At 71.5% G+C, this 25,566-nt stretch carries 15 protein-coding genes and 1 pseudogene; 11 read left to right on the forward strand and 5 right to left on the reverse strand.

All coding sequences use genetic code 11. The annotated features are described in order from the left end of the window. Nucleotides 1-118 precede the first annotated feature (118 nt). The gene (locus ACZ7L0_RS13640) at nt 119-1,729 is read right to left on the reverse strand and encodes an NADH-ubiquinone oxidoreductase-F iron-sulfur binding region domain-containing protein (protein ID WP_471242619.1); all 1,611 of its coding nucleotides are present in this window, start codon (nt 1,727-1,729) and stop codon (nt 119-121) included. Further along, nucleotides 1,726-3,027, reverse strand: coding sequence for a cytochrome b/b6 domain-containing protein (locus tag ACZ7L0_RS13645; RefSeq protein WP_471242620.1), 1,302 nt, complete (start codon nt 3,025-3,027; stop codon nt 1,726-1,728). Before ACZ7L0_RS13645 ends, ACZ7L0_RS13640 begins: the two co-directional genes overlap by 4 nt. Nucleotides 3,028-3,435: 408 nt before the next feature. On the opposite strand from ACZ7L0_RS13645, the gene leuS reads away from it, so the two are divergent. The 8 genes and pseudogenes from leuS (at nt 3,436) to holA (ending at nt 14,114) form a co-directional block, all read left to right on the forward strand. After that, complete coding sequence (gene leuS / locus ACZ7L0_RS13650; protein ID WP_471242621.1) at nt 3,436-6,315, forward strand: leucine--tRNA ligase; 2,880 nt, start codon at nt 3,436-3,438, stop codon at nt 6,313-6,315. Nucleotides 6,316-6,455: 140 nt separating this feature from the next. Then, nucleotides 6,456-7,187, forward strand: coding sequence for a hypothetical protein (locus ACZ7L0_RS13655; RefSeq protein WP_471242622.1), 732 nt, complete (start codon nt 6,456-6,458; stop codon nt 7,185-7,187). Between the two features lie 72 nt (nt 7,188-7,259). After that, a complete protein-coding gene (locus ACZ7L0_RS13660; protein WP_471242623.1) occupies nt 7,260-8,105 on the forward strand; it encodes a DegV family protein in 846 nt (281 codons plus the stop codon). A gap of 116 nt (nt 8,106-8,221) precedes the next feature. Beyond that, nucleotides 8,222-9,304 carry a ComEA family DNA-binding protein gene (locus ACZ7L0_RS13665; protein ID WP_471242624.1) on the forward strand — a complete coding sequence of 361 codons (1,083 nt, stop codon included), beginning with the start codon at nt 8,222-8,224 and terminating at the stop codon, nt 9,302-9,304. Between the two features lie 152 nt (nt 9,305-9,456). After that, nucleotides 9,457-12,013 (forward strand): annotated as a pseudogene (locus tag ACZ7L0_RS13670) (ComEC/Rec2 family competence protein). Between the two features lie 4 nt (nt 12,014-12,017). Then, the gene (locus tag ACZ7L0_RS13675) at nt 12,018-12,818 is read left to right on the forward strand and encodes an arylamine N-acetyltransferase family protein (protein ID WP_471242625.1); all 801 of its coding nucleotides are present in this window, start codon (nt 12,018-12,020) and stop codon (nt 12,816-12,818) included. 4 nt (nt 12,819-12,822) lie between these two features. Next, the gene (locus tag ACZ7L0_RS13680) at nt 12,823-13,068 is read left to right on the forward strand and encodes a hypothetical protein (RefSeq protein WP_471242626.1); all 246 of its coding nucleotides are present in this window, start codon (nt 12,823-12,825) and stop codon (nt 13,066-13,068) included. A 56-nt stretch (nt 13,069-13,124) separates the two neighbouring features. Continuing rightward, nucleotides 13,125-14,114, forward strand: a complete 990-nt coding sequence (gene holA / locus ACZ7L0_RS13685) for a DNA polymerase III subunit delta (protein ID WP_471242627.1) — start codon at nt 13,125-13,127, stop codon at nt 14,112-14,114. A 204-nt stretch (nt 14,115-14,318) separates the two neighbouring features. Here the strand turns inward: holA and rpsT are convergent, their stop codons facing one another. Then, nucleotides 14,319-14,585 carry a 30S ribosomal protein S20 gene (gene rpsT / locus ACZ7L0_RS13690; protein ID WP_196462792.1) on the reverse strand — a complete coding sequence of 89 codons (267 nt, stop codon included), beginning with the start codon at nt 14,583-14,585 and terminating at the stop codon, nt 14,319-14,321. A 220-nt stretch (nt 14,586-14,805) separates the two neighbouring features. Between rpsT and lepA the strand changes: the two genes are divergently transcribed. Together lepA and ACZ7L0_RS13700 are read left to right on the forward strand one after the other, a co-directional pair. Further along, nucleotides 14,806-16,674 (forward strand): translation elongation factor 4, encoded by a 1,869-nt coding sequence (gene lepA / locus ACZ7L0_RS13695; protein WP_471242628.1) that lies wholly within the window; start codon nt 14,806-14,808, stop codon nt 16,672-16,674. A 262-nt stretch (nt 16,675-16,936) separates the two neighbouring features. Then, nucleotides 16,937-18,811 (forward strand): AMP-dependent synthetase/ligase, encoded by a 1,875-nt coding sequence (locus ACZ7L0_RS13700; protein WP_471242629.1) that lies wholly within the window; start codon nt 16,937-16,939, stop codon nt 18,809-18,811. A gap of 54 nt (nt 18,812-18,865) precedes the next feature. Here the strand turns inward: ACZ7L0_RS13700 and ACZ7L0_RS13705 are convergent, their stop codons facing one another. Both ACZ7L0_RS13705 and ACZ7L0_RS13710 read right to left on the reverse strand, forming a co-directional pair. Next, nucleotides 18,866-19,447, reverse strand: coding sequence for a response regulator (locus tag ACZ7L0_RS13705; protein WP_471242630.1), 582 nt, complete (start codon nt 19,445-19,447; stop codon nt 18,866-18,868). Then, nucleotides 19,444-23,553, reverse strand: coding sequence for a HAMP domain-containing protein (locus ACZ7L0_RS13710; protein WP_471242631.1), 4,110 nt, complete (start codon nt 23,551-23,553; stop codon nt 19,444-19,446). Before ACZ7L0_RS13710 ends, ACZ7L0_RS13705 begins: the two co-directional genes overlap by 4 nt. 113 nt (nt 23,554-23,666) lie before the next feature. On the opposite strand from ACZ7L0_RS13710, the gene ACZ7L0_RS13715 reads away from it, so the two are divergent. Further along, nucleotides 23,667-25,553: a SpoIIE family protein phosphatase gene (locus tag ACZ7L0_RS13715; protein WP_471242632.1), complete on the forward strand. Its 1,887-nt coding sequence runs from the start codon at nt 23,667-23,669 to the stop codon at nt 25,551-25,553. The last annotated feature ends 13 nt before the right edge of the window (nt 25,554-25,566 follow it).

A 25,566-nucleotide genomic window follows, 5' to 3' on the forward strand; every position in this document is an offset into this window, starting at 1 on the left:
ATCACTCGATCGAGTGATCCGCCTTCGGCGTTCCCTGTTCCAGGGCAGTCGGTAAGAGCGCGAAAGAGACGTGAAAGCGGCGGGCCACCCGTGACCGGGCGACCCGCCGTACGTGTGCTCAGCGGCCCAGAGCGCGGCGGCCGCGGCCCTGGGAGAGGACCGGCAGGTTGCGGGCCGGGGCCTGGGAGCGGGTGTCCTCCTCGATGCGCAGGGCGAGCGCCGGGCAGCGGCGCACCGCGCGTAGAGCTTTGGCCTCGGCGTAGCGCGGCACCTTCGCCTGAGCCACCGTCGGGAAGCCGTCCGCCCCGAGCTCGAAGACCTCCGGGAGGATGTCGGCGCACAGCCCGTGGCCTCGGCACAGCGTCCAGTCGACGTAGATCTTCTGACGGCTGTCGCCGGTCTCCTCGGGCTCTCCGCCACCCGGGATGCCCGTCGGCATCTTGCCGTCCTCGAAGAGCGGCAGAACGCCCTCCACGGGCCGTCCGCAGCCGTTTCCGAGGACGTGTGCGGCGAGGTCGTCGGTGAACGCCTTGATCGTCGACTCCAGGAACATCGCGGAGCCGTCCGGGTGCGAGCACGCGCCGCGCCGCTTGACGTTCTTGGCGACCTGCTTGAGGGCCTCCAGGGCGGCCGGGCCGCCACCGTTGAGGATGTCCTCCATGCCGCGCGCGGCGGCCGGCAGACCGAGGTAGCAGGGTCCGCACTGCCCCGCGCTCTCCTCGGCCAGCCACTGGGCCACCCGCAGCGACTCGCCCAGCGGGCAGGTCTCCTGACTGATCGGCAGGATCGCGCCGGCGCCGAGCGCACCGCCCACGGCGTCGAGGGAGTTGCGGGAGATGATCGCCTCGTTGACCGTCGCCGCGTCGATCCACTTGCCGTGGTAGCCGCCGGTCAGCACGCCCTGCGGGACCGGCGGGGCACCGGCCAGCTGCAGTACGTAGCGCAGCGGCACGCCCGTGGGGACCTCGATCACCATGGGGCGGGCGACCGCTCCGGAGACCGTGAGCATGACGGTGCCCGGCTCGTCGTACAGGCCGGTGTTGCCGTACCGCTCCGGGCCGATGCGGGCGGCGATCGCCAGCTGGGCGAAGGTCTCGGCGTTCGACAGCAGCGTGGGCGCGCCGCCGACGCCGTTCTGCGAGGCGCTGACCTTGCGGCCGGGCGGGACCGCCGGGCCGCCGTCGATGGAGCGGATCAGCGACGCGGCGGCGCCGGTGACCATGCGGATGGGGTTGCGCTGGACGAACGCCTTCAGCGCCGACCGGCGCCCGTTGCTCAGGCCGCGTTCGGCGAGCGCGGCCTCCATGGAGCGCTGGGTGGACTCACGGGTGACCCCCACCACGAGCGTGCGGGCACCCAGCGCCTCCGCGACCAGCAGCGCGCCGTCCAGGATCAGGTGCGGGGCACGGTTGATGAGGACCGTGTCCTTGCGGCAGGCCGGTTCGTCCTCGCTGCCGTTGACGACCACGACCGGCCTGACGCCGCGCTTGATCGCCGAGTCGGCGACCGAGCGCAGTTTCTTGTGGAAGGGGAAGCCCGCGCCGCCGCGGCCCTTGAGGTTGATGGCTTCGGCGAGCTGCGCGAGCTGCTCGCCGCCCAACGGTTCGAGCGGCCCGTGCACCTTGAGGTGCATGGGCAAATCGAGTCTTTCGACAAGGTCGAAGCCCGACGTGAGCTGGGGAAGACCGACCACGCGGACTTCCGGGACGTCGGGCAGGGCCTCGTTCACCTATAGCCTCCGGAAGGCGTGTTCCAAGGTTCGCCCGAACCCGGTGAGTCGTAGGACGCACCGGGTGATGGTTCATTGGCGGGACCGCTGTTGTACGTGTCGTTCGAGTTGTACGTGCCGTAGCGGGCGTTCGTCTCACCGGTGTCGTACACATCACGTCCGCCGTACCCGGCGGTGCCCGGATTGCCGTAGACCGGGGTGGTGTATCCGGTGTCGGCCAGGGGGTCGTACGCCGACGGGGGCGCCTCGCCGACCGGCGGCGGGGACGGGATCGGCCAGCTGCCCGAGGTGCTGGAGGGGCCGTCGACGCGCGGCATCGCCTCCGTGGGCTGCATGTCCATGGGCACGTTCATGCGCGCGGTCTGGCCGGCCGCGAAGGGCTGCTGGGACTGTCCGGGCGTCGAGGTGGCACGGTAGGCGGCCGCGAATCCGGACACGGGCTCCGGTGTCATGGGGCGGGCCGGAGTGTCGTACGCCGCCTTCGCGCGCGGGGAGGAGCCGGTGTCGGCGAACGCCGCCTGCCTTTCGTAGCCGGGCAGCGAGGACATGCCGGAGGTGGTTTCCGTCATCCTGGCCCGGCTGGCGTCCAGGTCGTCGAGGTCCCGCCGCTCCTCGGTGCCGAGGAGCCCGACGAGACGGTCGGCGACCTTGCGCTTGACCGGGCGGGGGGCGGCGCGCAGGGCGAGGGCGGCCATGATGCCGAGCAGGCACAGCTCGTACGACACCATGAAGAACGGCTTCGCCGCGCGGCCCGCGAACAGGCCGTGGATCAGTGCCGCGCACAGGGCCGGGTAGGCCAGCATGTGCATGGCGCGCCAGCGCGCCGCGACCGGTGCCGGGGTCGCGAACTGGTTGCGCAGCGCGCCGGTGACACCCACGAAGATCATGAGCAGGCCGGCCAGGGAGCCGAGACCGATGAGTCCCCCCGTGCCCGTGACGCCGAGGCTGAAGGGGATCAGCGCGGCGATCAGGACGGTGTGTTCCAGGGCCAGCTTGATGGTGATGTGCACCAGGAGGAACGCGATCGAGCCGACGGCGAGCACCCGGTGGATGCCCTGGGCGATGATCCGCTGGCGGGTGTTCAGGAAGATCCGGTCCTGGGTCACCAGGCCCCAGATCACCGAGCTGGTGAGGCTGACGAGCGACAGCACGCCCGCACCGAAGTTCAGGAAGTCCTGGAGCCAGACGCCTCCGTTCAGCACCACCACGGGTATGAGCAGCAGGACGACAGCCGTCGCCACCCCATAGGCCGACCGGCCGGGCTTGGGGAGCGAGGTGTTACTACGACGAGGGTTCATGGGGGCAACTCCGAGCGGTTCGGGAAAGCGGTCCCGCTGCCGAACTTTAAATGGCGCCATACCGATCAGTACGAGGTTTGAGTTATTGCGTTGTTATCAAAGGACAATCCACCTGCTGTGATGTCCCTTAGAGGGTGTTACGCGAAGTAACGGTTGACCTTGGTCCCGTGGCTGACGTTGTCAACAAGGCATACGGAAGCGCGTCGCGGCTTGCTCAAGGCCTGCGGTACCCTAACGCCATGCGTGCCGTACGCCTTCTGCTTAGCGGGCCGCGCTGATCAGTCCCGACCGTCGGTGAGGAGCCGAGTGGTCGGCATCGGCGCGGCGTCCCCTCCTGTGTGAGGGGATTTTTCGTTTCTTTGAATGTCACAGCCGCAGGCAGAGACGACCGATGGAGCTTTGAGGATCATGAGCGAGACGAACCCCGCTGCCGCCGCTGCCGTCTCGGCGGAGGCCGCGCCGCACCGCTACACGGCCGCGACGGCCGCCGAGATCGAGGCACGCTGGCAGGACTTCTGGGACGCCGAGGGCACCTACGCGGCGCCGAACCCGAAGGGTGACCTGGCCGGCGACCCCGAGCTGGTCGCCCGGCCCAAGAAGTTCATCATGGACATGTTCCCGTACCCCTCCGGTGCGGGCCTGCACGTCGGCCACCCCCTGGGCTACATCGCCACCGACGTATACGCCCGGTTCCAGCGGATGACCGGCCACAACGTCCTGCACACCCTGGGCTTCGACGCCTTCGGCCTGCCCGCCGAGCAGCACGCCGTGCAGACGGGCGAGCACCCTCGGGTCACCACCGAGGCCGCCATGAACAACATGAAGTCCCAGCTGCGCCGGCTGGGCCTGGGCCACGACAAGCGCCGGTCGTTCGCCACGATCGACCCGGACTACTACAAGTGGACCCAGTGGATCTTCCTGCAGATCTTCAACTCCTGGTACGACGACGAGGCCGGAACGGCCCGCCCGATCTCCGAGCTGATCGCCCGGTTCGAGTCCGGTGAGCGTGCGGTGCCCGGCGGGCGTTCCTGGAGCGCGCTGACCGCCGCGGAGCGCGCCGACGTCCTGGGCGGATACCGCCTGGCCTACGCCTCCGACGCGCCCGTCAACTGGTGCCCCGGCCTGGGCACCGTGCTGGCCAACGAGGAGGTCACCTCCGACGGCCGCTCCGAGCGCGGAAACTTCCCCGTCTTCAAGGCCAAGCTGCGCCAGTGGAACATGCGCATCACCGCCTACGCCGACCGGCTGCTGGACGACCTGGACGCGCTGGACTGGCCCGAGGCCATCAAGCTGCAGCAGCGCAACTGGATCGGCCGCTCCGAGGGCGCCCGCGTCGACTTCCCGATCGACGGCGAGCGCATCACGGTCTTCACCACGCGCCCGGACACCCTGTTCGGCGCCACCTACATGGTCCTGGCGCCCGAGCACCCGCTGGTCGAGAAGTTCACCCCGGCCGCCTGGCCCGAGGGCACCCACGACGTGTGGACCGGCGGCCACGCGAGCCCGGCCGAGGCCGTCGCCGCCTACCGCGCGCAGGCCGCCTCGAAGTCCGACGTCGAGCGGCAGGCCGAGGCCAAGGACAAGACCGGCGTCTTCATCGGCGCGTACGCGACCAACCCGGTCAACGGCGAGCAGGTCCCGGTCTTCATCGCCGACTACGTCCTGATGGGCTACGGCACCGGCGCGATCATGGCCGTCCCGGCGGGCGACCAGCGCGACTTCGAGTTCGCGCGCGCCTTCGAGCTGCCGATCCACTGCATCGTCGAGCCGACCGACGGCCGCGGTACCGACACCACGACGTGGGAGAACGCCTTCGCGTCGTACGACGCGAAGATCATCAACTCCTCCAACGACGAGATCTCGCTGGACGGCCTGGGCGTCGCCGAGGCCAAGGCGCGCATCACCGAGTGGCTGGAGAGCAAGGGCATCGGCGAGGGCACCGTCAACTTCCGCCTGCGCGACTGGCTGTTCAGCCGCCAGCGCTACTGGGGCGAGCCCTTCCCGATCGTCTACGACGAGGACGGCATCGCCCACGCCCTGCCCGAGTCGATGCTGCCCCTGGAGCTGCCGGAGGTCGAGGACTACTCGCCGCGCACCTTCGACCCGGACGACGCCAACACCCAGCCCGAGACGCCGCTGTCCCGCAACGAGGACTGGGTCAACGTCACCCTGGACCTGGGCGACGGGCCGAAGAAGTACCGCCGCGAGACCAACACCATGCCCAACTGGGCCGGCTCCTGCTGGTACGAACTGCGCTACCTGGACCCGCACAACGACCAGAAGCTGGTCGACCCGGAGATCGAGCGGTACTGGATGGGCCCGCGCGAGGGCCAGCCGCACGGCGGCGTCGACCTGTACGTCGGCGGCGCCGAGCACGCGGTGCTGCACCTGCTGTACGCCCGCTTCTGGTCCAAGGTCCTGTACGACCTGGGGCACGTCTCCTCCGCCGAGCCGTTCCACAAGCTGTTCAACCAGGGCATGATCCAGGCCTACGTCTACCGCGACAGCCGCGGCATCGCCGTCCCGGCCGCCGAGGTGGAGGAGCGCGACGACGCGTACTACTACCGCGGCGAGAAGGTCTCCCGGCTGCTGGGCAAGATGGGCAAGTCCCTGAAGAACGCCGTCACTCCGGACGAGATCGCCGCCGAGTACGGCGCCGACACGCTGCGCCTGTACGAGATGGCGATGGGCCCGCTGGACGTGTCCCGGCCGTGGGACACGCGCGCGGTGGTGGGCCAGTTCCGGCTGCTGCAGCGGCTGTGGCGCAACATCGTCGACGAGGCCACCGGTGCGCTGACGGTGGTGGACGCGGAGCCCGACGAGGACACCCTGCGCGCCCTGCACAAGGCGATCGACGGTGTGCGCCAGGACCTGGAGGGCCTGCGCTTCAACACCGCCATCGCCAAGCTCACGGAGCTGAACAACCACCTGACCAAGACGGGCGCGGCGGTACCGCGCTCCGTCGCCGAGCCGCTGGTGCTGATGATCGCGCCGCTGGCCCCGCACATCGCCGAGGAGCTGTGGCGCCGGCTGGGCCACACCGACTCGGTCGTCCACCAGGACTTCCCGGTCGCCGACCCGCGGTACGTCGTCGACGAGACCGTGACCTGCGTCGTGCAGGTCAAGGGCAAGGTCAAGGCGCGCCTGGAGGTGCCGCCGTCCATCTCCGACGAGGAACTGGAGAAGGTGGCGCTGGCCGACGAGAAGGTCGTCGCCGCGCTGGGCGGTGCCGGGATCCGCAAGGTGATCGTGCGGGCGCCCAAGCTGGTGAACATCGTTCCCGCGTAACGCTCGGCGAGCGCTGCGTCCGGGCTCGGGGTAGTCCCCTACGGGCAGGTTCGGGGTTCTTCTGGAACCGTGAACCTGCCCGTAGCGTTTACCGTTGAGAGCGGAGCGGCCCGCACCGCCCGAAGCCGAGGAGGAGCGCCGTGGAAGCAGTGATCGCAGTGTTCGCCGTGCTCTTCCTGCTGTTCGTCGTTCTCGGCGCCTACGCCACCGTCAGGGTGATCGGTGCCGCCAAGCGCGGTGTCGACCGCACGATCGACCAGGCCCGCCGCACGGTGGAGGACCACACGCTGCGCGCCAAGTCCTTCGGCCGTCCCGGACCCGCCGGCGAGGTGGCGCAGCTCCGGCTCACCCTGCGCACCTCGATGCGCGCCACCCAGGACGCGTTGCAGGCGGGCGTCGCCGAGGACGAGTCACTCCGGGAGTCCCTCGCCCTCTTCCAGCGGCTCAGCGCGCACGGGCACGAACTGGACGACGAGCTCAGGCGCCTGGAAACGGAGCCCGACCGCGCGACACTCGCCGCGCGCGTGCCCGAGCTGCGCCGCCGCACCGAGCGCATCACCGAGTCCGCGGACTCGCTGCGCTGGGCCGCCCGCGACCGGGCCCGCCGCTTCGCCGAGGACGACCTGGACACCCTGAGCGCCCAGATCGACGTCGAGGCCGGCGCACTGCGGCACTGGACGCGCACGGAGCCCTCGGCCCCGCCGCCGTGGCCCGAAACCCCGGCCGACGACAGCCGCGCCGCACAGCAGACCTGGCCGGAGCCCCCGCGGCCCGACACCGCCGAACAACCGGCCCGCGCGTCCCTCAACCCGCCCGGCCGACGCCAGACATACCCCTGGCAGAAGAAGGCCCGCCCCGAGACCACCACTTGATCCGGCCGGTACCGGCCCAGGTCACCGGGGCCGGTCTGCCGCACGGGCGCTACGCCAGGTAACCTCCAGGTCATGTCCCGCCATGTCGCTATCGTCACCGATTCAACGGCCTACCTGCCGCCACGGACGATGGAGCGCCACGGCATCACCGCGGTGCCGCTGACCGTGGTCCTCGGCGACCAGGCGCTCGAAGAGGGCACCGACATCTCCACCCGCTCCCTGGCCCAGGCCCTGCAGAAGCGGCGCGCCGTCACCACCTCGCGCCCCAGCCCGCAGGTGTTCGCCGAGACCTATCGCAAGGTCGCCGAGTCCGGCGTGGCCGGCATCGTCTCCCTCCACCTCTCCGCCGAACTGTCGGGCACGTACGACGCCGCCGTCGTCGCGGCGCGCGAGGCACCGGTGCCGGTGCGGGTGGTGGACACCGGCATGGTCGCGATGGCCCTCGGCTTCTGCGCCCTCACCGCGGCGGAGGCCGCGGAGGCGGGCGGCACGGTGGACGAGGCCGTCACCGCGGCGGAGAAGCGGGCCGCGGGCACCTCCGCCTACTTCTACGTCGACACGCTCGACTATCTGCGCCGTGGCGGCCGTATCGGCGCCGCCCAGGCCCTGTTGGGCTCCGCGCTGGCCGTCAAGCCCCTGCTCCAGCTGGACGGCGGCCGGATCGAACTGCTGGAGAAGGTGCGGACGGCGTCCAAGGCCATCGCCCGGCTGGAGGAGATCGCCGCCGAGCGGGCGGGCAGCGCCGAGGTCGACATCGCCGTCCACCACCTCGCCGCCTCCGACCGCGCCTCGGCCCTCGCGGACCGGCTGCGCGCCCGGGTGCCCGGCCTGGCCGACCTGCATGTGAGCGAGGTCGGCGCGGTGATCGGGGCGCACACGGGGCCCGGGCTGCTGGGGGCCGTGATCTCGCCGAGGTGACGCCGGGTCAGCCGCACATCACCCGTGCGGGTGGCGGAGTTTTCCACAACCTGCCGCTCGTCCACGGGAATTGAGCAAGATCATCGCGAAGTGACGAGATGTCCGATCCTCGTCGCATGGCACTTCGATCACGTTCACGCACGGCCACCGCGACCAGCGGCCCCGGCCGCACCCCCGCCTCCGACGGCCGCACCCGGCACCGCCGTCCACCCACCCGACGCCTCACCCGGCACCGCCCCGCACCGGCGGAAGAACTCCGCCGCCGCGCGGAACTGCTCTTCGCCGGACCTGCCGGACCTGCCGGACCTGCCGGACCTGCCGAAGCCGCCGTACGGCGACGGGAGTCCGGGCACGGGCCCCCACCGAAAGAGCCGCGCGCGGGCACGGCGAGCGGGACGGGGACGGCGCCCGCGATGAGCGCGGCGCAGGGTGCCGCACCCACGGCCGACGCGGAGGCCGGTGCCGACGACGCACCGGCCATGCCCGACTGGCGGGAGCGGGCCGCACTCGCGTTGCGGGAGCGGATGCCGGTGTGGCTGCAGGTGCGGTGCGGTCTGGAGCGGCGGGGCGTGGTCGCGCTCGCCGTGCTGCTGGCCGTCGCCGCGGTGTTCGCCGTGCAGCACTTCTGGGCGGGCCGCACGCAGTCGGTGAGCGCGCCGCAGGTGGTGCGGGCCGAGACGCCGTACGAGAAGGAGGGGGAACCGGGGAAGAGCGGCGGGCCGGGGCGGGGCGGGCGGGATGCTCCCGGGGGTTTTGCCGGGGCTGCGTCCGGTACCGGGACCGAGATCGTGGTGGACGTCAGCGGCAAGGTCCGCGATCCCGGGATCCATCGCCTGCCGGCCGGTTCACGGGTCGCCGACGCGCTGCGCGCCGCCGGCGGGGTGCGTCCGGGCACCAGCACCGAGGGCCTCAACCGGGCCCGCTTCCTGGTGGACGGCGAGCAGGTCGTCGTGGGCGGTCCCGCGCCGGCGCCCGGGCCGCTGCCAGCCCCGGGACCGGGGCCCTCGGCACCGGTCTCCCTCAACACGGCCACCGCGGACCAGTTCGACACCCTGCCCGGAGTCGGCCCCGTGCTGGCCCAGCACATCATCGACTACCGCACCCGGCACGGCGGCTTCCGCTCGGTCGACGAACTGCGCCAGGTCAACGGCATCGGCGACCGCCGTTTCGCCGACCTGCGGAACCTGGTACGGCCATGAGGCGGGCACCTGGCCGACCGCGCGGCGACTTCCTTTCCGGCGCCCCCCTGTCCGACGGCCCCCCGTCCGGTGCCCCCCTGTCCGACGGCCCCCCGTCCGGGGATCCGCTGTCCCGCGACGGCCGACCCGGCCGCCCGTCCCCCCGCCGGGCGGTGCACGCCGCCTCCGGGAACCGGCTGGGCGCCGCGCACCCTCGGCAGGAGGGACCGGCGGACCTGCGCCTGGTGCCGCCCGCGCTCGCCGCCTGGGCGACGGCGGCGCTCACGCTGGACACCCCGCTGGGCTGGACCCTCTGCACGGCGGCCGGCTGCCTGATCGCGGCGGTGCTCTTGATGTACAGGCGGAAGCGCTCCGGGCGGCCGTCGCCGTCCCGGGCACGGCCGCTGCCCAGGTGGACGAAAGCCCCCGCCCCCGTCGATCGGCTGGTCCCGCGTCACGGTCGCCGCCGTGCTCCTCTGCGTCGCCGCTGCCGCCGCCTCCGCCGGGCTGCACGGAGCGGACCTGCGCCGCGGGCCGGTGCCGGCGCTGGCCCGGGAGTTCGCCACCGTGACCGCCGAGGTCGAGGTCAGTTCCGATCCCCGGCTGAGCAGACCCCGGGTCACCGGCGATCACGCGGCCCCGGTCGCCGTGCTGGTCCGGGCGGAGGCGCGGCGCGTCGAGGTGGCCGACGGGACGGTCGTGGCGACCCGGACACCGGTGCTGGTGATCGTCGACGCGGGCTCCCCGGGACCGCGCGGCGTCGCCGAGGAGAGTGCGAGGGGCGCGCGGGCGGCCTGGCTCGGTCTGCTGCCCTCGACACGGCTCAGGGTGAGCGGGCGGCTGGCGCCCGGGGCGGCGGGCGATGACCGGATCGCGGCCGTGCTGCGGGGGCGGGACCGGCGGGCGCCGGAGGTCGTGGGGAGGCCGAGCGGGCCGCAGCGGCTGGCGGGGCGGCTGCGGGCGGGGTTGCGCGAGGCGACCGACGGGCTGTCGGCGGACGCGCGGGCGCTGCTGCCCGGGCTGGTGGTCGGGGACACCTCGCGGATCACGCCCGAGCTGGACGAGGCCTTCAAGGCGACGGACCTGGCGCACACGCTCGCCGTCTCCGGCAGCAACCTCACCGTCCTGCTCGCCCTGCTCATCGGGCCGCCCGGGCTGGCCCAGCGGGCCGAGCGCCGGGGGCTCGCGCCGCGCCTGGGCCTCTCCCTGCGGGCGACCGCGCTGCTCGCGGCGGCGCTCACGCTCGGCTTCGTCGTCGTGTGCCGACCGGACCCGAGCGTGCTGCGGGCCGCGGCCTGCGGGGCCGTCGCCCTGCTCGCCCTGGCGACGGGACGCCGCAGATCGCTGATTCCCGCGCTGGCGACGGCCGTCCTGCTGCTGGTCCTGTACGACCCGTGGCTCGCCCGCAGTTACGGCTTCCTGCTCTCCGTGCTGGCCACCGGCGCCCTGCTCACGCTCGCGCCCCGATGGTGCGCGGCGCTGCGGCGGCGCCGGGTTCCCGCGCGGCTCGCCGAGGCGCTGGCCGCCGCCGGGGCCGCGCAGGCGGTGTGCGCGCCGGTCGTCGCCGTGCTGTCGGCGCGGGTGAGCCTGGTTGCGGTGCCGTGCAATCTGCTCGCCGAGGCCGCGGTCGCCCCGGCCACGGTCCTGGGCTTCGCGGCGCTGGCGAGCGCGCCGGTGGCGATGCCCGTGGCGAAGGCCCTGGCCTGGCTCGCGGGCCGGCCGGCCGAATGGATCGCGGGCGTGGCCCGGGGCGGGGCCGCGCTGCCCGGTGGGGGAGTGGACTGGCCGGGCAGCTGGACCGGGGCGCTGCTGCTCGCCGCCGTGACGGTGGCCGGCGTCCTCCTCGGGCGGCGGCTGCTGCGGCACCCGTGGTGGTGCGGGGTCTGCGGGATGCTGCTCCTGCTCGCCGTGGTGCGGCCGGCACCGCTGACCCGGGTGATCACCGGCTGGCCGCCGCCCGGTTGGCGGCTGGCGATGTGCGACGTGGGGCAGGGCGACGCGACGGTGCTCGCGGCGGGCGACGGCACCGCGGTGGTGGTGGACGCCGGACCCGATCCGGCGCTGGTCGACCACTGCCTGCGGGAACTCGGCATCACCCGGATCCCGCTGGTCGTGCTGACCCACTTCCACGCCGACCATGTCGCGGGACTGCCCGGCGTGCTGCGCGGGCGGTCGGTGGGCGAGATCGAGACGACGGGCTTCGAAGAGCCCGCCGACCAGGCCGAGCTCGTACAAAAGGAGGCGGCCGGACGGAACATCCCCCTCACACACGCGGTCGCCGGGGAGCGGCGGCGGACCGGACCCCTGTCCTGGCAGGTGCTGTGGCCCCCGCCGCACCCGGCGGCGGAGCCGGAGGGACCCAACGACGCCAGCGTGGCGCTGCTCGTCCGCTCGGCCGGGCTGCGGTTGCTGCTGCTCGGCGACCTCGAACCCCCGGCGCAGCAGGCCCTGTTGAGAACCCCGGCGGCGGCCGGTCTGGGCGGCGTCGACGTGCTCAAGGTCGCCCATCACGGCTCGGCCTACCAGGACCCGGACCTGATACGCCTGGCCGCCCCCCGGGTCGCGCTCATCAGCTGCGGTGCCGGCAACCCGTACGGCCATCCGGCGCCCGGCACCGTACGGGCGCTGCGGGACGAAGGGGCGGTGGTGCTGCGCACGGACCGGGACGGGGCGCTCGCGGTCGCGGGGAGGGGCGGGGCGGACGGGGAGGTGCGGGTGGCGGGAGACTAAGGGCATGAACTCCGCACAGGTCGACGCCTATCTCCGCCGCCTGGGGGTCCCGCACCCGGCGCGGCCCACCGCCGAAGCATTGCGCGTACTGCATCTCAGCCATCTGCGGACCGTGCCCTTCGAGAATCTGTCGGTGCACCTCGGAGAGGAGATCGTGCTGGAGGAGAAACGGCTCGTGGACAAGGTGGTGGGCGCGGGAAGGGGCGGGTTCTGCTACGAACTGAACGGCGTCTTCGGGGCGTTGCTCGGCGCGCTGGGTTTCGATGTGGCCCTGCTCGCCGGGCGGGTGTACGGGGACGAGGGGCGGCTGGGGATCCCCTACGACCATCTCGCGCTGCGGGTGCGGACGGTGGACGGCGGTGAGTGGCTCGCCGACGTCGGGTTCGGGGCGCACAGCCACCATCCGCTGGCGCTGCGGGAGCGGGGCGAGCAGCCGGACCCCGGCGGGACGTTCCGGATCGCGGAGGCGGGCGTGGACCTGGACGTGTTCCGGGACGGCACGCCCCAGTACCGCCTGGAGACACGGCCCCGGGCGCTCGGCGACTTCGCCGCCGGGGCCTGGTGGCACAGCACCTCGCCCCAGTCGCACTTCACGCGGTCGCTGGTCTGCTCGCGGGTCACGGAGGACGGAGGCAGGATCACCCTGAGCGGCCGCGTGTGGACGGTGACGGCCGCCGACGGGACGCGGGAGGTGCGGGAACTGGAGTCGGACGAGGAGGTTCTCGCGGTGTACCGGGAGCGGTTCGGGATCGAGCAGGCCTTCGTACCCACCGTCGCGGGGCCGCTCGTGCGGTCGGGAGAATGACTCCGTGAGCGATGTGAGACATGTGCTGGTGCTGCCCGACCGCGATGCCGCCGAAGAGGTGGCGGAGGTGCTCGGGGAGCGGTTCGGGATCCAGGAGGAGCCGCAGCTGGTGCGGGACGCGCTGGCCGGTGAGGACGACGCCGAGGACGCGCAGTGGCTCGTCGTCCTGCGGGACGAGACGGAGCGACTGGACCCGCAGGAGCTGGACGCGCTGGCACGGGAGTGGGACGGCTGGCGGGAGGAGCCGTAGCAGGTGCCGGGCCTGGGCGCGGTGCGTTGTCGGTGGCGCGTGGGATGCTTGTCGCGATGGCCAGGAAGACTGCGAATGACGAGCCGCTTGCCCCGCTGACGCTTGCCGTGGGGCAGGAGGATCTCCTGCTCGACCGCGCCGTGCGGGAGGTGGTGGCCGCCGCCCGGGCGGCGGACGCCGACACGGACGTGCGGGATCTCACGCCGGACCAGTTGCAGCCCGGGACGCTCGCCGAGCTGACCAGCCCGTCGCTCTTCGCGGAGCGCAAGGTCGTGGTCGTACGCAATGCGCAGGACCTGTCGGCCGACACGGTCAAGGACGTGAAGGCCTATCTCGGGTCGCCCGCGGAGGAGATCACCCTCGTGCTGCTGCACGCGGGCGGCGCGAAGGGCAAGGGGCTGCTCGACGCCGCGCGCAAGGCGGGGGCGCGGGAGGTGGCGTGCCCGAAGATGACCAAGCCGGCGGACCGGCTGGCGTTCGTGCGAGGGGAGTTCCGGGGGCTGGGGCGCTCGGCCACCCCCGAGGCGTGCCAGGCGCTGGTGGACGCGATCGGCAGTGATCTGCGGGAGCTTGCGTCGGCGGTGGCACAGTTGGCCGCCGACGTGGAGGGGACGATCGACGAGGCCGTCGTCGGGCGGTACTACACCGGGCGGGCCGAGGCCTCCAGCTTCACGGTCGCGGACCGGGCGGTCGAGGGGCGGACGGCGGAGGCCCTGGAGGCGCTCAGGTGGTCGCTGGCGACCGGGGTGGCGCCGGTGCTGATCACGAGCGCGCTGGCGCAGGGCGTGCGGGCGATCGGCAAGCTGTCGTCGGCGCGGGGCGGCCGGCCCGCCGATCTCGCGCGGGAGCTGGGGATGCCGCCCTGGAAGATCGACCGGGTGCGGCAGCAGATGCGGGGATGGACGCCGGACGGGGTGGCGGTCGCCCTGCGGGCGGTGGCCGAGGCGGACGCGGGGGTGAAGGGCGGCGGCGACGATCCCGGATACGCCCTGGAGAAGGCGGTCGTGACGGTCGCGCGGGCGGCGCGGTCCCGGGGACGGGCGTGAGACAGGCCCCGTGACAAGGGGCGGTTGCGCCGAAGGCCCCGGCACCCGCCCTGGGGAGGGCGGAGGCCGGGGCCTTCGGCTCAAGCTGTCGGATCCACGCCCGCGTGGCGAACGCAGGCCGCGCGTGGATCCTGGGGTGCCGGTCGGGAGCGGATGAGAGAGGGCCCGCTCTGGGTCCTTCCGGCGGTCAGATCAGAAAGGTGTTCAGCCCTTGAGGGACGTGACCTTGGCGGCCAGCGCCGACTTCTTGTTGGCGGCCTGGTTCTTGTGGATGACGCCCTTCGAGACGGCCTTGTCGAGCTGACGCGCGGCAGCGCGCTGGTACTCGGTGGCCTTCTCGACGTCACCCGCGGCAGCGGCCTCGCGGGCCTTGCGGATCGCGGTCTTCAGGGAGGACTTGACGGCCTTGTTGCGCAGCCGAGCCTTCTCGTTGGTCTTGATCCGCTTGATCTGGGACTTGATGTTCGCCACGAATGAGCCTTTTCAGGTTCTGGCACGGGGCCGCGAGGGTCCCGTGCCGGTGATTTCTTGGGTCGTGCCTCGTGCAGAGAGGGCATGAGACACAGCCACCCAGCCTACCAGTGGCCCTTCGAGTGGCCCAAACCGGTCTCCGGTCCCCACCCGTGGGACCATGGAGGCTACGTATAGATCCGACCCGAGGCATAAGGCGCCTCAAGAGACAGGACCCTGCGTGCCCGCGACCCCTAACCATGTGCCCGAGCCGAGCCGTACCGACCCGGCTCTGATCCGCAACTTCTGCATCATCGCGCACATCGACCACGGCAAGTCCACGCTCGCCGACCGGATGCTCCAGCTGACCGGTGTGGTCGAGCAGCGGCAGATGCGTGCTCAGTACCTCGACCGGATGGACATCGAGCGCGAGCGCGGTATCACGATCAAGTCCCAGGCCGTGCGGCTGCCCTGGGCGCCCACCCACGATCCGGGCAACACGCACATCCTCAACATGATCGACACCCCGGGGCACGTCGACTTCACGTACGAGGTCTCGCGGTCGCTCGCCGCCTGCGAGGGGACCGTCCTCCTCGTGGACGCCGCCCAGGGCATCGAGGCGCAGACCCTCGCCAACCTCTACCTGGCGATGGAGAACGACCTCACCATCATCCCGGTGCTCAACAAGATCGACCTGCCGGCCGCCCAGCCCGAGAAGTTCGCCGAGGAGCTCGCCAACCTCGTCGGGTGCGACCCCGACGACGTGCTGAAGGTCTCCGCCAAGACCGGCCTCGGCGTGGAGGCGCTGCTCGACAAGGTCGTCGCCGACTTCCCCGCCCCGGTCGGCGTCAAGGACGCCCCCGCGCGCGCCATGATCTTCGACTCGGTCTACGACTCCTACCGGGGTGTCGTGACGTACGTCCGTGTCATCGACGGACAGCTCAACAAGCGCGAGCGCATCCGGATGATGTCCACCGGTGCCACGCACGAGCTGCTGGAGATCGGGACCAACTCGCCCGAGATGCTCCCGGCGGACGGCCTCGGCGTCGGCGAGGTGGGCTATCTGATCACCGGTGTGAAGGACGTCCGCCAGTCCAAGGTCGGTGACACCGTCACCAGCCAGGCCAAGGGCGCCACGGAGGCGCTCGGCGGCTACAAGGACCCCAAGCCGATGGTCTTCTCCGGTCTGTATCCGCTGGACGGCTCCGACTACCCCGAGCTGCGCGAGGCCCTCGACAAGCTCCAGCTCAACGACGCCGCGCTGGTGTACGAGCCGGAGACCTCCGCCGCCCTCGGTTTCGGCTTCCGCGTCGGCTTCCTGGGCCTGCTGCACCTCGACGTGATCCGCGAGCGGCTGGAGCGTGAGTTCGGGCTCGACCTCATCGCCACCGCGCCGAACGTGGTCTACCGCGTGGTCATGGAGGACGGCAGCGAGCACACCGTCACCAACCCGAGCGAGTTCCCCGAGGGGAAGATCAGCGAGGTGTACGAGCCGGTCGTGCGGGCCACCATCCTGGCGCCGAGCGAGTTCATCGGGTCGATCATGGAGCTGTGCCAGACCCGGCGCGGCACCCTCCTCGGCATGGACTACCTGTCCGAGGACCGGGTCGAGATCCGGTACACGCTCCCGCTCGCCGAGATCGTCTTCGACTTCTTCGACCAGCTGAAGTCCAAGACGCGCGGCTACGCCTCGCTCGACTACGAGCCCACCGGTGAGCAGACCTCCCAGCTCGTCAAGGTCGACATCCTGCTGCACGGCGACAAGGTGGACGCCTTCTCCGCGATCACCCACCGCGACCAGGCGTACGCCTATGGTGTGCGGCTCGTGGCCAAGCTCAAGGAGTTGATCCCGCGGCAGGCCTTCGAGGTGCCGGTGCAGGCGGCCATCGGGTCCCGGGTCATCGCCCGCGAGACCATCCGCGCCATCCGCAAGGACGTCCTCGCCAAGTGCTACGGCGGTGACATCTCCCGTAAGCGGAAGCTGCTGGAGAAGCAGAAGGAAGGCAAGAAGCGGATGAAGATGGTGGGTTCCGTGGAGGTTCCGCAGGAGGCGTTCATCGCGGTCCTCTCCAGCGATGACAGCGCGGGGTCGGCCAAGGGCAAGAAGTAACCACCGGTAACGAAGGGTGGCGTCCGTAAAAAGGGCAGAACAGGGGCTCGGCGTACGAAAGTGCGGCGGGCCCCTACGCGTGCGTAGCGTCGCTCTCTGTGGAAAGTGACAGGCCGCCGCCCCTTACGCACCGGCCGGTCGCCCTTTACTCTGTCCCTGCTCGATGGTTACTCGCGAGTTAAACAACAGCCCGAACCACCGCCCGTGAGTCACACCCCGCCACACTGAGCCAGCCGCGCTGTCGCGGGCCCCGGAGGATGTCGTGAGCGACACACATACCCTGATCGAGAACCGTCCGCCGTCCGTCGCGGCCCTCTTCCTGGAGCGCGTGGACGCCACACCGGACGCCGAGGCATACCGCTATCCCGTACCGCCGGCCTCCGGCCAGGGCCCCGACGAATGGAAGTCGCTGAGCTGGGCGCAGGCCGCCGAGCGGGTCTACGCGATCGCGGCCGGCCTCATCGAACTGGGCGTGCGGTCCGAGGACCGGGTGGCCCTGGCCTCCTCGACCCGGGTCGAGTGGATCCTCGCCGACCTCGGCATCCTGTGCGCCGGTGCGGCCACGACCACCGTCTATCCGCAGACCAACGCCGAGGAGTCGGCGTTCATCCTCTCCGACTCCGACAGCCGGGTGCTCATCGCGGAGAACGCCGACCAGCTGGCCAAGGCGGTCGAGAAGCGCGCCGAGCTGCCCGAGCTGCACCACGTGGTCGTCATCGACCCGGCGGGCGTCGAGACCGGCGAATGGGTGCTCACCCTCGCCGAGCTGGAGCAGCGCGGTGCCGCGTACCTGGAGAAGCACCCCGAGCTGATCAAGGAGCGGGTCGGTGCGATCACCAGGGAACAGCTCGCGACGCTGATCTACACCTCAGGCACCACCGGCCGCCCCAAGGGCGTGCGGCTGCCGCACGACAACTGGGCGTACATGGCGAAGGCGACCGCCGCGACCGGGCTGATCAGCGCGGATGACGTGCAGTACCTGTGGCTGCCGCTCGCGCACGTCTTCGGCAAGGTGCTCACCTCCGGGCAGATCGAGGTGGGGCACGTCACCGCCGTCGACGGCCGGGTCGACAAGATCATCGAGAATCTGCCGGTGGTGCAGCCGACGTACATGGCGGCCGTCCCGCGCATCTTCGAGAAGGTGTACAACGGCGTCGCCGCCAAGGCCCGCGCGGGCGGTCCGGCCAAGTACAAGATCTTCCAGTGGGCCGCCGAGGTCGCCCGCGAGTACGCCAAGGTCTCCCAGGACAACTTCCGCCGCACCGGCACCCACTCCGTGCCCTTCGGCCTCGGCGCCAAGTACAAGGTGGCCGACGCGCTCGTCTTCGCCAAGATCCGCGAGGCGTTCGGCGGCAACCTGCGGGCGTGCGTCTCGGGCTCGGCCGCGCTCTCGCCCGAGATCGGCTACTTCTTCGCCGGCGCCGGCATCCACATCCTGGAGGGCTACGGCCTCACGGAGTCCTCGGCCGCCTCCTTCGTCAACCCCGGCGAGGCCTACCGCACCGGCACGGTCGGCAAGCCGCTGCCCGGCACGGAGGTGCGCATCGCGGACGACGGGGAGATCCTGCTGCGCGGCCCGGGCATCATGGAGGGCTACCACGGGCTGCCCGAGAAGACCGCCGAGGTGCTGGAGAGCGACGGCTGGTTCCACACCGGTGACATCGGCGAGCTGTCGCCCGACGGCTATCTGCGCATCACCGACCGCAAGAAGGACCTGATCAAAACGTCCGGCGGCAAGTACATCGCGCCCGCCGAGGTCGAGGGCCAGTTCAAGGCGGTGTGCCCGTACGTGTCCAACATCCTCGTGCACGGCGCCGACCGGAACTTCTGCACCGCCCTCATCGCCCTCGACGAGCCGTCGATCCTCGAGTGGGCCAAGGACAACGGGCTGGGCGGCAAGCCGTACGCGGAGGTGGTCGCCGCCCCGGCGACGGTCGCGATGGTCGAGGGGTACGTCACCGAACTCAACGCCGGCCTCCAGCGCTGGCAGACCATCAAGAAGTTCCGCCTCCTGCCGCGCGACCTCGACGTCGAGCACGGGGAGATCACGCCCAGCCTGAAGCTGAAGCGGCCCGTGGTCGAGCGGGAGTACAAGCACCTGATCGACGAGATGTACGCGGGGACGCGCGAGGCGTGAACCCGTCGGCGCGGGCGGAGCCCTCAGGGGTTCCGCCCCGCCCGTCGGCCCGTCTCACCGCCAGCCCCGGCGCATCTCCCTCAGCAACTCGTCCACCAGCCGTATTCGACGGCGCAGGGCGTCGGTGTCCGCCGGCCCGTCTTCCTTGACGAGGTCGTCCATCGCCGCCAGATGGCAGGCCAGTTCGTCGAACTGCTCCCGCTCGCGGTCCAGCAGCCGCTGCAGCTGCCGGTTCTTTCGGTCCAGATCCAGGAAGACACTGACCTTCGCCCGCAGCACCCATGGATCGAACGGCTTGGTCAGATAGTCCGCCGCGCCCGTCGCATAGCCGCGGAAGGCGTATCCCGAGTCCTCGTCGGCGCCGGTCAGGAAGATGATCGGGACGTCCTTGGTCTGGTCGAGGCGTTTGATGTTGGCGGCGGTCTCGAAACCGTCCATGCCGGGCATGCGGATGTCGAGGAGGACGACGGCGAAGCGCCGGCGCAGCAGTGCCTTCATCGCCTCCTCACCCGAACGCGCCCGCACCATGGGCTCGTTGAGGGAGGCCAGTACGGCCTCCAGCGCGGTCAGGTTGTCCTCCATGTCATCGACCAGGAGGATGCCGGCGCCGGTGTCGGAGAGGGGCCCGGAACTCATGGTGACGGCGCCTCACCCCGTCCCCGCTCCTCGGCCGGTGCCGCGCCGTCCGGGTCCAGGAGGGCGCAGACGACCGTGAGCAGCCGGTCGACGTCCACCGGCTTGGGTACGTAGTCGTTGGCGCCGCGCGCGATGGACTTCTCCCGGTCGCCCGGCATGGCCTTGGCGGTCAGGGCGACGATGGGCAGCCCGGCCCAGCGCGGGGAGCGGCGGATGGCGGAGATCGTCTCGTAGCCGTCCATCTCCGGCATCATGATGTCCATCAGGACCAGCTCGACGTCCGGGTGGCGCTCCAGTGTCTCGATGCCCTCCCGGCCGTTCTCCGCGTACAGCACCGGCATGCCGACCCGGCCCAGGACATGGGTGAGGGCGAAGACGTTGCGGATGTCGTCGTCGACGATCAGCACCCGGCGGCCGGGCAGCACCTGACCCGCCCGGCCCGTCTGCCAGGCCTCCAGTTTGGTGGGCACCGGCCAGGAGTCGTCGGTGTCGTGGGCGGGCGGGAAGGACTCGGACGAGGGCTGCTGCGGAAGCCGGCTGTCCGCCGCCGGGCCGGTCACCATGTGGCCGGGGCTGACGACGGGTACGTACAGCGTGAAGGTGGAGCCCTGGCCGGGTTCGCTCTCCGCGACGATCCGGCCGCCGAGCAGGCCCGCGATCTCCCGGCTGATGGACAGGCCGAGGCCCGTACCGCCGTACTTGCGGTTCGTCGTGCCGTCGGCCTGCTGGAACGCCTCGAAGATCACCGGGAGTTTCTCGGCGGCGATGCCGATACCGGTGTCGGAGACCGCGAAGGCGATCACCTCGTCGCTGTCGTGGACATAGCGGTGCTCGGGATCCTTCACCCGGGTCACCCGCAGCTCGACCCGGCCCGACGCGGTGAACTTGATCGCGTTGGAGAGCAGGTTGCGCAGGATCTGCTGCAGACGCTGCTCGTCCGAGTACATCTCGCGCGGTACGTCCTCGCCCACCGCCACCTCGAACGCGAGCCCCCGGTCCAGGGTGAGCGGGCGGAAGGTGGCGTGGACGTAGTCCAGCAGCTTGATCAGCGGCAGCCGCTTCGGACGGACGTCCATGCGGCCCGCCTCGATCTTCGACAGGTCCAGGATGTCGTTGATCAGTTGCAGCAGGTCGGAGCCGGAGCGGTGGATCGTCGTCGCGAACTGCACCTCCTGGTCAGAGAGATGGCCGTCCGGGTTGTCGGACAGCAGGCGCGCCAGGATCAGCAGGGAGTTCAGCGGTGTGCGCAGCTCGTGCGACATGTTCGCAAGGAACTCCGACTTGTACTGCGACGACGTGGCCAGCAGGGCGGCCTTCTCCTCCAGCTCCGCGTTGGAGCGCTGCAACTCCGCCTGCTGCTTCTGCAGTTCGTCCGAGCGCTCCTGGAGCTGCATGGCCAGGCGCTGGGACTGGCCCAGCAGGGACTCCGTACGGGAGTTGGCGATGATCGTGTTGATGGCCACGCCGATGGTGTTCACGAACTGGTCGAAGAACGCCAGGTGCACATCGGAGAAGCGGGAGAAGGAGGCCAGTTCGATGACGCCGAGCAGCTTGTCCTCGAAGAGGATCGGGATGATGACGATGGTGGTGGGGGCGGCTTCCCCCAGCCCGCTGTTGATCTTGATGTAGTCCGGCGGGGCCTCCTCCACCAGGATCCGCTTCTTCTCGCGGGCGGCCTGGCGGACCAGCCCGTGCACCGGGAGGCCGCCGGTCTCGACGGTGGCGCCCTGGGCCGCGCCGTAACCGGCGATGAAGGCCAGCCCCTTCGCGGGCACGGTCGTACGCAGGGACGTGTCGTCCTCGTCCGGGTCGGCCAGGTAGAACGCGCCGTACTGGGCGTTCACCAGCGGCGTCAGCTCCCGCAGGATCAGGTCGGCGACCTCCATCAGGTCCCGGTGGCCCTGCATCAGCGCGGCCAGCCGGGCCAGGTTGGACTCCAGCCAGTCCTTGGCCCGGGTGGTCTCGCGCAGGTTGGCCACCATCAGGTTGATGTTGTCCTTCAGCTCCGCCACCTCGCCCCGCGTCTCCACCGTGATCGAGCGGGACATGTCGCCCTGGGCCACCGCGGAGGCGACCTCGGCGATGGCGCGCACCTGGGTGGTCAGGTTGGAGGCGAGCTCGTTCACGTTCGTCGTCAGGCGCTTCCAGGTGCCGTACACGCCTTCGACCCTCGCCTGGCCGCCGAGCTGGCCCTCGCTGCCCACCTCGCGGGCCACGCGCGTGACCTCGGAGGAGAAGGAGGACAGCGTGTCGACCATCGTGTTGATGGCGGTCTTCAGCTCCAGGATCTCGCCGCGCGCGTCCACGTCGATCTTCTTGGAGAGGTCGCCGTTGGCGACGGCGGTGGTGACCTGGGCGATGTTGCGGACCTGCGAAGTGAGGTTGTCCGCCATGTAGTTGACGTTGTCCGTCAGGTCCCGCCAGACCCCCAGGACGCCCAGCACCTGGGCCCGGCCGCCCAGCCGGCCGTCGGTGCCGACCTCGCGGGCCACCCGGGTCACCTCGTCGGCGAAGGCGCGCAACTGCTCCACCATCGTGTTGACGGTGTCCTTCAGCTCCAGGATCTCGCCGCGCGCGTCGACGGTGATCTTCTTGGAGAGGTCGCCGTTGGCCACGGCCGTGGTCACCTGGGCGATGTTGCGGACCTGCGAGGTCAGGTTCAGCGCCATGAAGTTGACGTTGTCGGTGAGGTCCTTCCAGACGCCCGAGACGCCCCGCACCTGGGCCTGACCGCCGAGGTTGCCCTCGGTGCCGACCTCGCGGGCGACCCGGGTGACCTCGTCGGCGAAGGCGGAGAGCTGGTCCACCATCGTGTTGATCGTGGACTTCAGCTCCAGGATCTCGCCCTTCGCCTCCACCGTGATCTTCTTGCCGAGGTCGCCCTGCGCGACGGCGGTCGAGACCAGTGCGATGTTGCGGACCTGCGAGGTCAGGTTGTCCGCCATGAAGTTGACGTTCTCCGTCAGGTCCTTCCAGACGCCCGAGACGCCCCGCACCTGCGCCCGTCCGCCGAGGTTGCCCTCGGTGCCGACCTCGCGGGCGACCCGGGTGACCTCGTCGGCGAAGGCGGAGAGCTGGTCCACCATCGTGTTGATGGTCGACTTCAGCTCCAGGATCTCGCCCTGCGCGTCGACCGTGATCTTCTGACTCAGGTCGCCGTTGGCCACGGCCGTGGTCACCTGGGCGATGTTGCGGACCTGCGAGGTCAGGTTCGAGGCCATGAAGTTGACGTTGTCGGTGAGGTCCTTCCAGACCCCGGAGACGCCCCGCACCTGCGCCCGCCCGCCCAGCCGACCCTCGGTGCCGACCTCGCGGGCCACCCTCGTGACCTCGTCGGCGAAGGCGGAGAGCTGGTCCACCATCGTGTTCACGGTGAGCTTCAGCTCCAGCAGCTCGCCGGTCGCCTCCACCGTCACCGTACGGGTCAGGTCGCCGCGCGCCACCGCCGTGGTCACCAGGGCGATGTCCCGGACCTGCGCGGTCAGCCGGGCCGCCATCGTGTTGACCGCCTCGGTCACGTCCCGCCAACTGCCCGAAAGACCGCGCACCTTGGCCCGCCCGCCGAGCCGCCCCTCGGTGCCGACCTCGCGCGCCACCCGGGTCACCTCGCCGGTGAACAGGGACAGCTGATCGACCATCGTGTTCACCGCGCGGCCGAGCCGCCGCAGATCGCCGCGCAACTGGCGGCTGCCGTCGTGCAGGTCGACCCGCTGGGTCAGGTCGCCGCCCGCCACCGCGTCCAGCACGCGGGTGGCGTTGGCCGCCGGGGCCACCAGGGCGTCCAGGACCTGGTTCACGTCGTTGACCCGGGACGCCCAGGCGCCCGGCCCCGGGCTCGCCGAGACCCGCTCGTCGAGCCGGCCGTGCCGCACCAGCTCCCGCTTCACCCGCTGCATCTCCGAGTTGAAGTGCACGCTCCGGTCCATGATCTGGTTGAAGACCGCGGTGAGTTCGGCGGCGACACCGTGCCCCGTCTCCGGCAGCTTCGTGAAGTCTCCGTCCCGGGCCGCGGTCATCGCGGCGAGCAGCGGGCGCAGGTCGGATGCACGGACTTGTTCCGTTTTCTGTCCGTCTTCGAGCACACGCGTGGCACTGTTCTCACTCATGGCGGCCCACTTCGGTAACTCGGCGCTTATGGGCGCAGCCAGTCTGTCACTCTGTCCGCATCGACCGGGACGCATTCGTCTGAAATCTGTCCGCACCGCTCGGGGAGCCGACCATGGGCGCCATACCGACGCAACGGGAGACCGTCTCCCGTGCCTGTGCCGTGCCCGCGCATCGAGGTGCCGAGGAGCGCATGGAGGTGCACGCGACCCTTCCCGGAAGCCCCCTCGCGCCGGGAGCGGCCCGCGCACTCATACGTGCAGCGCTCACCGAGTGGACCGACCTGGGCCTCGCGCCCTGCGACCGGCTCGCCGACGACGCCTTGGTGGTCGCCAGCGAACTCGTCACCAACGCCGTCGTCCACGCGGGCACCGACGTCGAACTCACCTGCCGCCTGGAGGACACCGGCGCGCTCGTCATCGAGGCCTGCGACCACCACCCCTCCCGCGCCCTGCGCCAGGACGGCGCCGAGACGCCGTACGAGACCCCGGAGTACGGCCGCGGCCTGCGCCTGGTCGCCACGCTCGCCGAGGCCTGGGGCGTCACCTACCGCACCGGCGCCAAGACGGTGTGGGCCCGCCTGCCCGCCGAGGGCAGTACGGCCGCCGAGGAGCCCGAGTCGTACGCCGAGGAACGCGGACTGCGGGTCGCCGAAATGCTCGCCCCCGAGCCACGCCGGGCCGAACGCGACCGGGAATGGCTCGGCCGCGGCGCGCTCTCCTTCCTCGCCGAGGCCTCCGACCTGCTCGCCGGACAGCTCGACGAGAACCTGGTCGCCGCGCTCGCCGGGCAGCTGATCGTGCCCCGGCTCGCCGACTGGTGCGCGGTGTGGCTGGAGGACGAGTCGACCGTCCGCGGGGGCTGGACCGACGGGACCGGAGCGTCCGGACCCCGGCTGGCCCGGGTCTGGCACGCCAGCGAGAACCGCATCGAGGAACTGCGCCGGGCCCTGGAGAAGGACCCGCCGCGCCCTCGGGACGGCTTACGGTCGGGTCCCGAGCCCTACCCCTGGCCGGGGGAGGCGCTCGGCCCGCACGGCACGGACGGCTCGGCGCTGGCGTACCGGCTGATCGCGGGCGGCCGTCCGCTGGGCACGCTGGTCATCGGACGGTGCGGACCGCTGCCCTTCCCCGACGAGATCACCGGCCTGGTGGAGGACCTCGGCCGCCGGGTGGCGCTGGCCATCGGCGCCGCCCGCCAGTACGCCCGCCAGGCCACCATCAGCGCCGTCCTGCAGCGCGGGCTGCTGCCCGGCGCGGTCGCCGAGATCCCCGGCGTGAGCAGCGCGCTCGTCTACGAGCCCTGCGACAAGGGCGGACCCAGCGGCGACTTCTACGACCTCTTCCCGGCCGGCGACGGCCGCTGGTGCTTCGCCGTCGGCGACGTCCAGGGCAAGGGCCCCGAGGCCGCCGTGGTGATCGGCCTCGCCCGCCCCTGGCTGCGCCTCCTCGCCCGCGAGGGCTACCGGGTCGCCGACGTCCTGGACCGCCTCAACCAGCTCCTCCTCGACGACGCCACCGAGGCCGCCGACGCCGCCGCCCGCGCCCTGGTCGCCGGAGGCCGCCCGGTCGCCCCCGGCGACGGCCCGCAGACCCGCTTCCTCTCCCTGCTGTACGGCGAGCTGGCCCCCTTCGAGGGAGGCATCCGCTGCACCCTCGCCTCCGCCGGACACCCCCTGCCGCTGCTCCTCGGGCCCGGCGGCGAGGTCCGTACGGTCGCGAAGCCGCAAACACTCCTCGGGGTCATCGAGGACGAGACGTACACCAGCGAGACCTTCGAGCTGCGCCCCGGCGACACCCTGCTGTGCGTCACCGACGGAGTGACCGAGCGGCGCTCCGGCTCCCGCCAGTTCGACGACGGCGACGGGCTGGCGCGGGCCCTCTCCGGGTGCGTGGGGCTGAGCGCCGAGCTGATCGCGGAGCGGATCCGGCGGCTGGTGCACGAGTTCGGCGGCGGGCTGCCGGAGGACGACCTGGCGTTGCTGGTGCTACAGGCGGAGTAGCGGAGCAACCCTG

This window comes from Streptomyces sp. NPDC039424 (genome assembly GCF_055639495.1).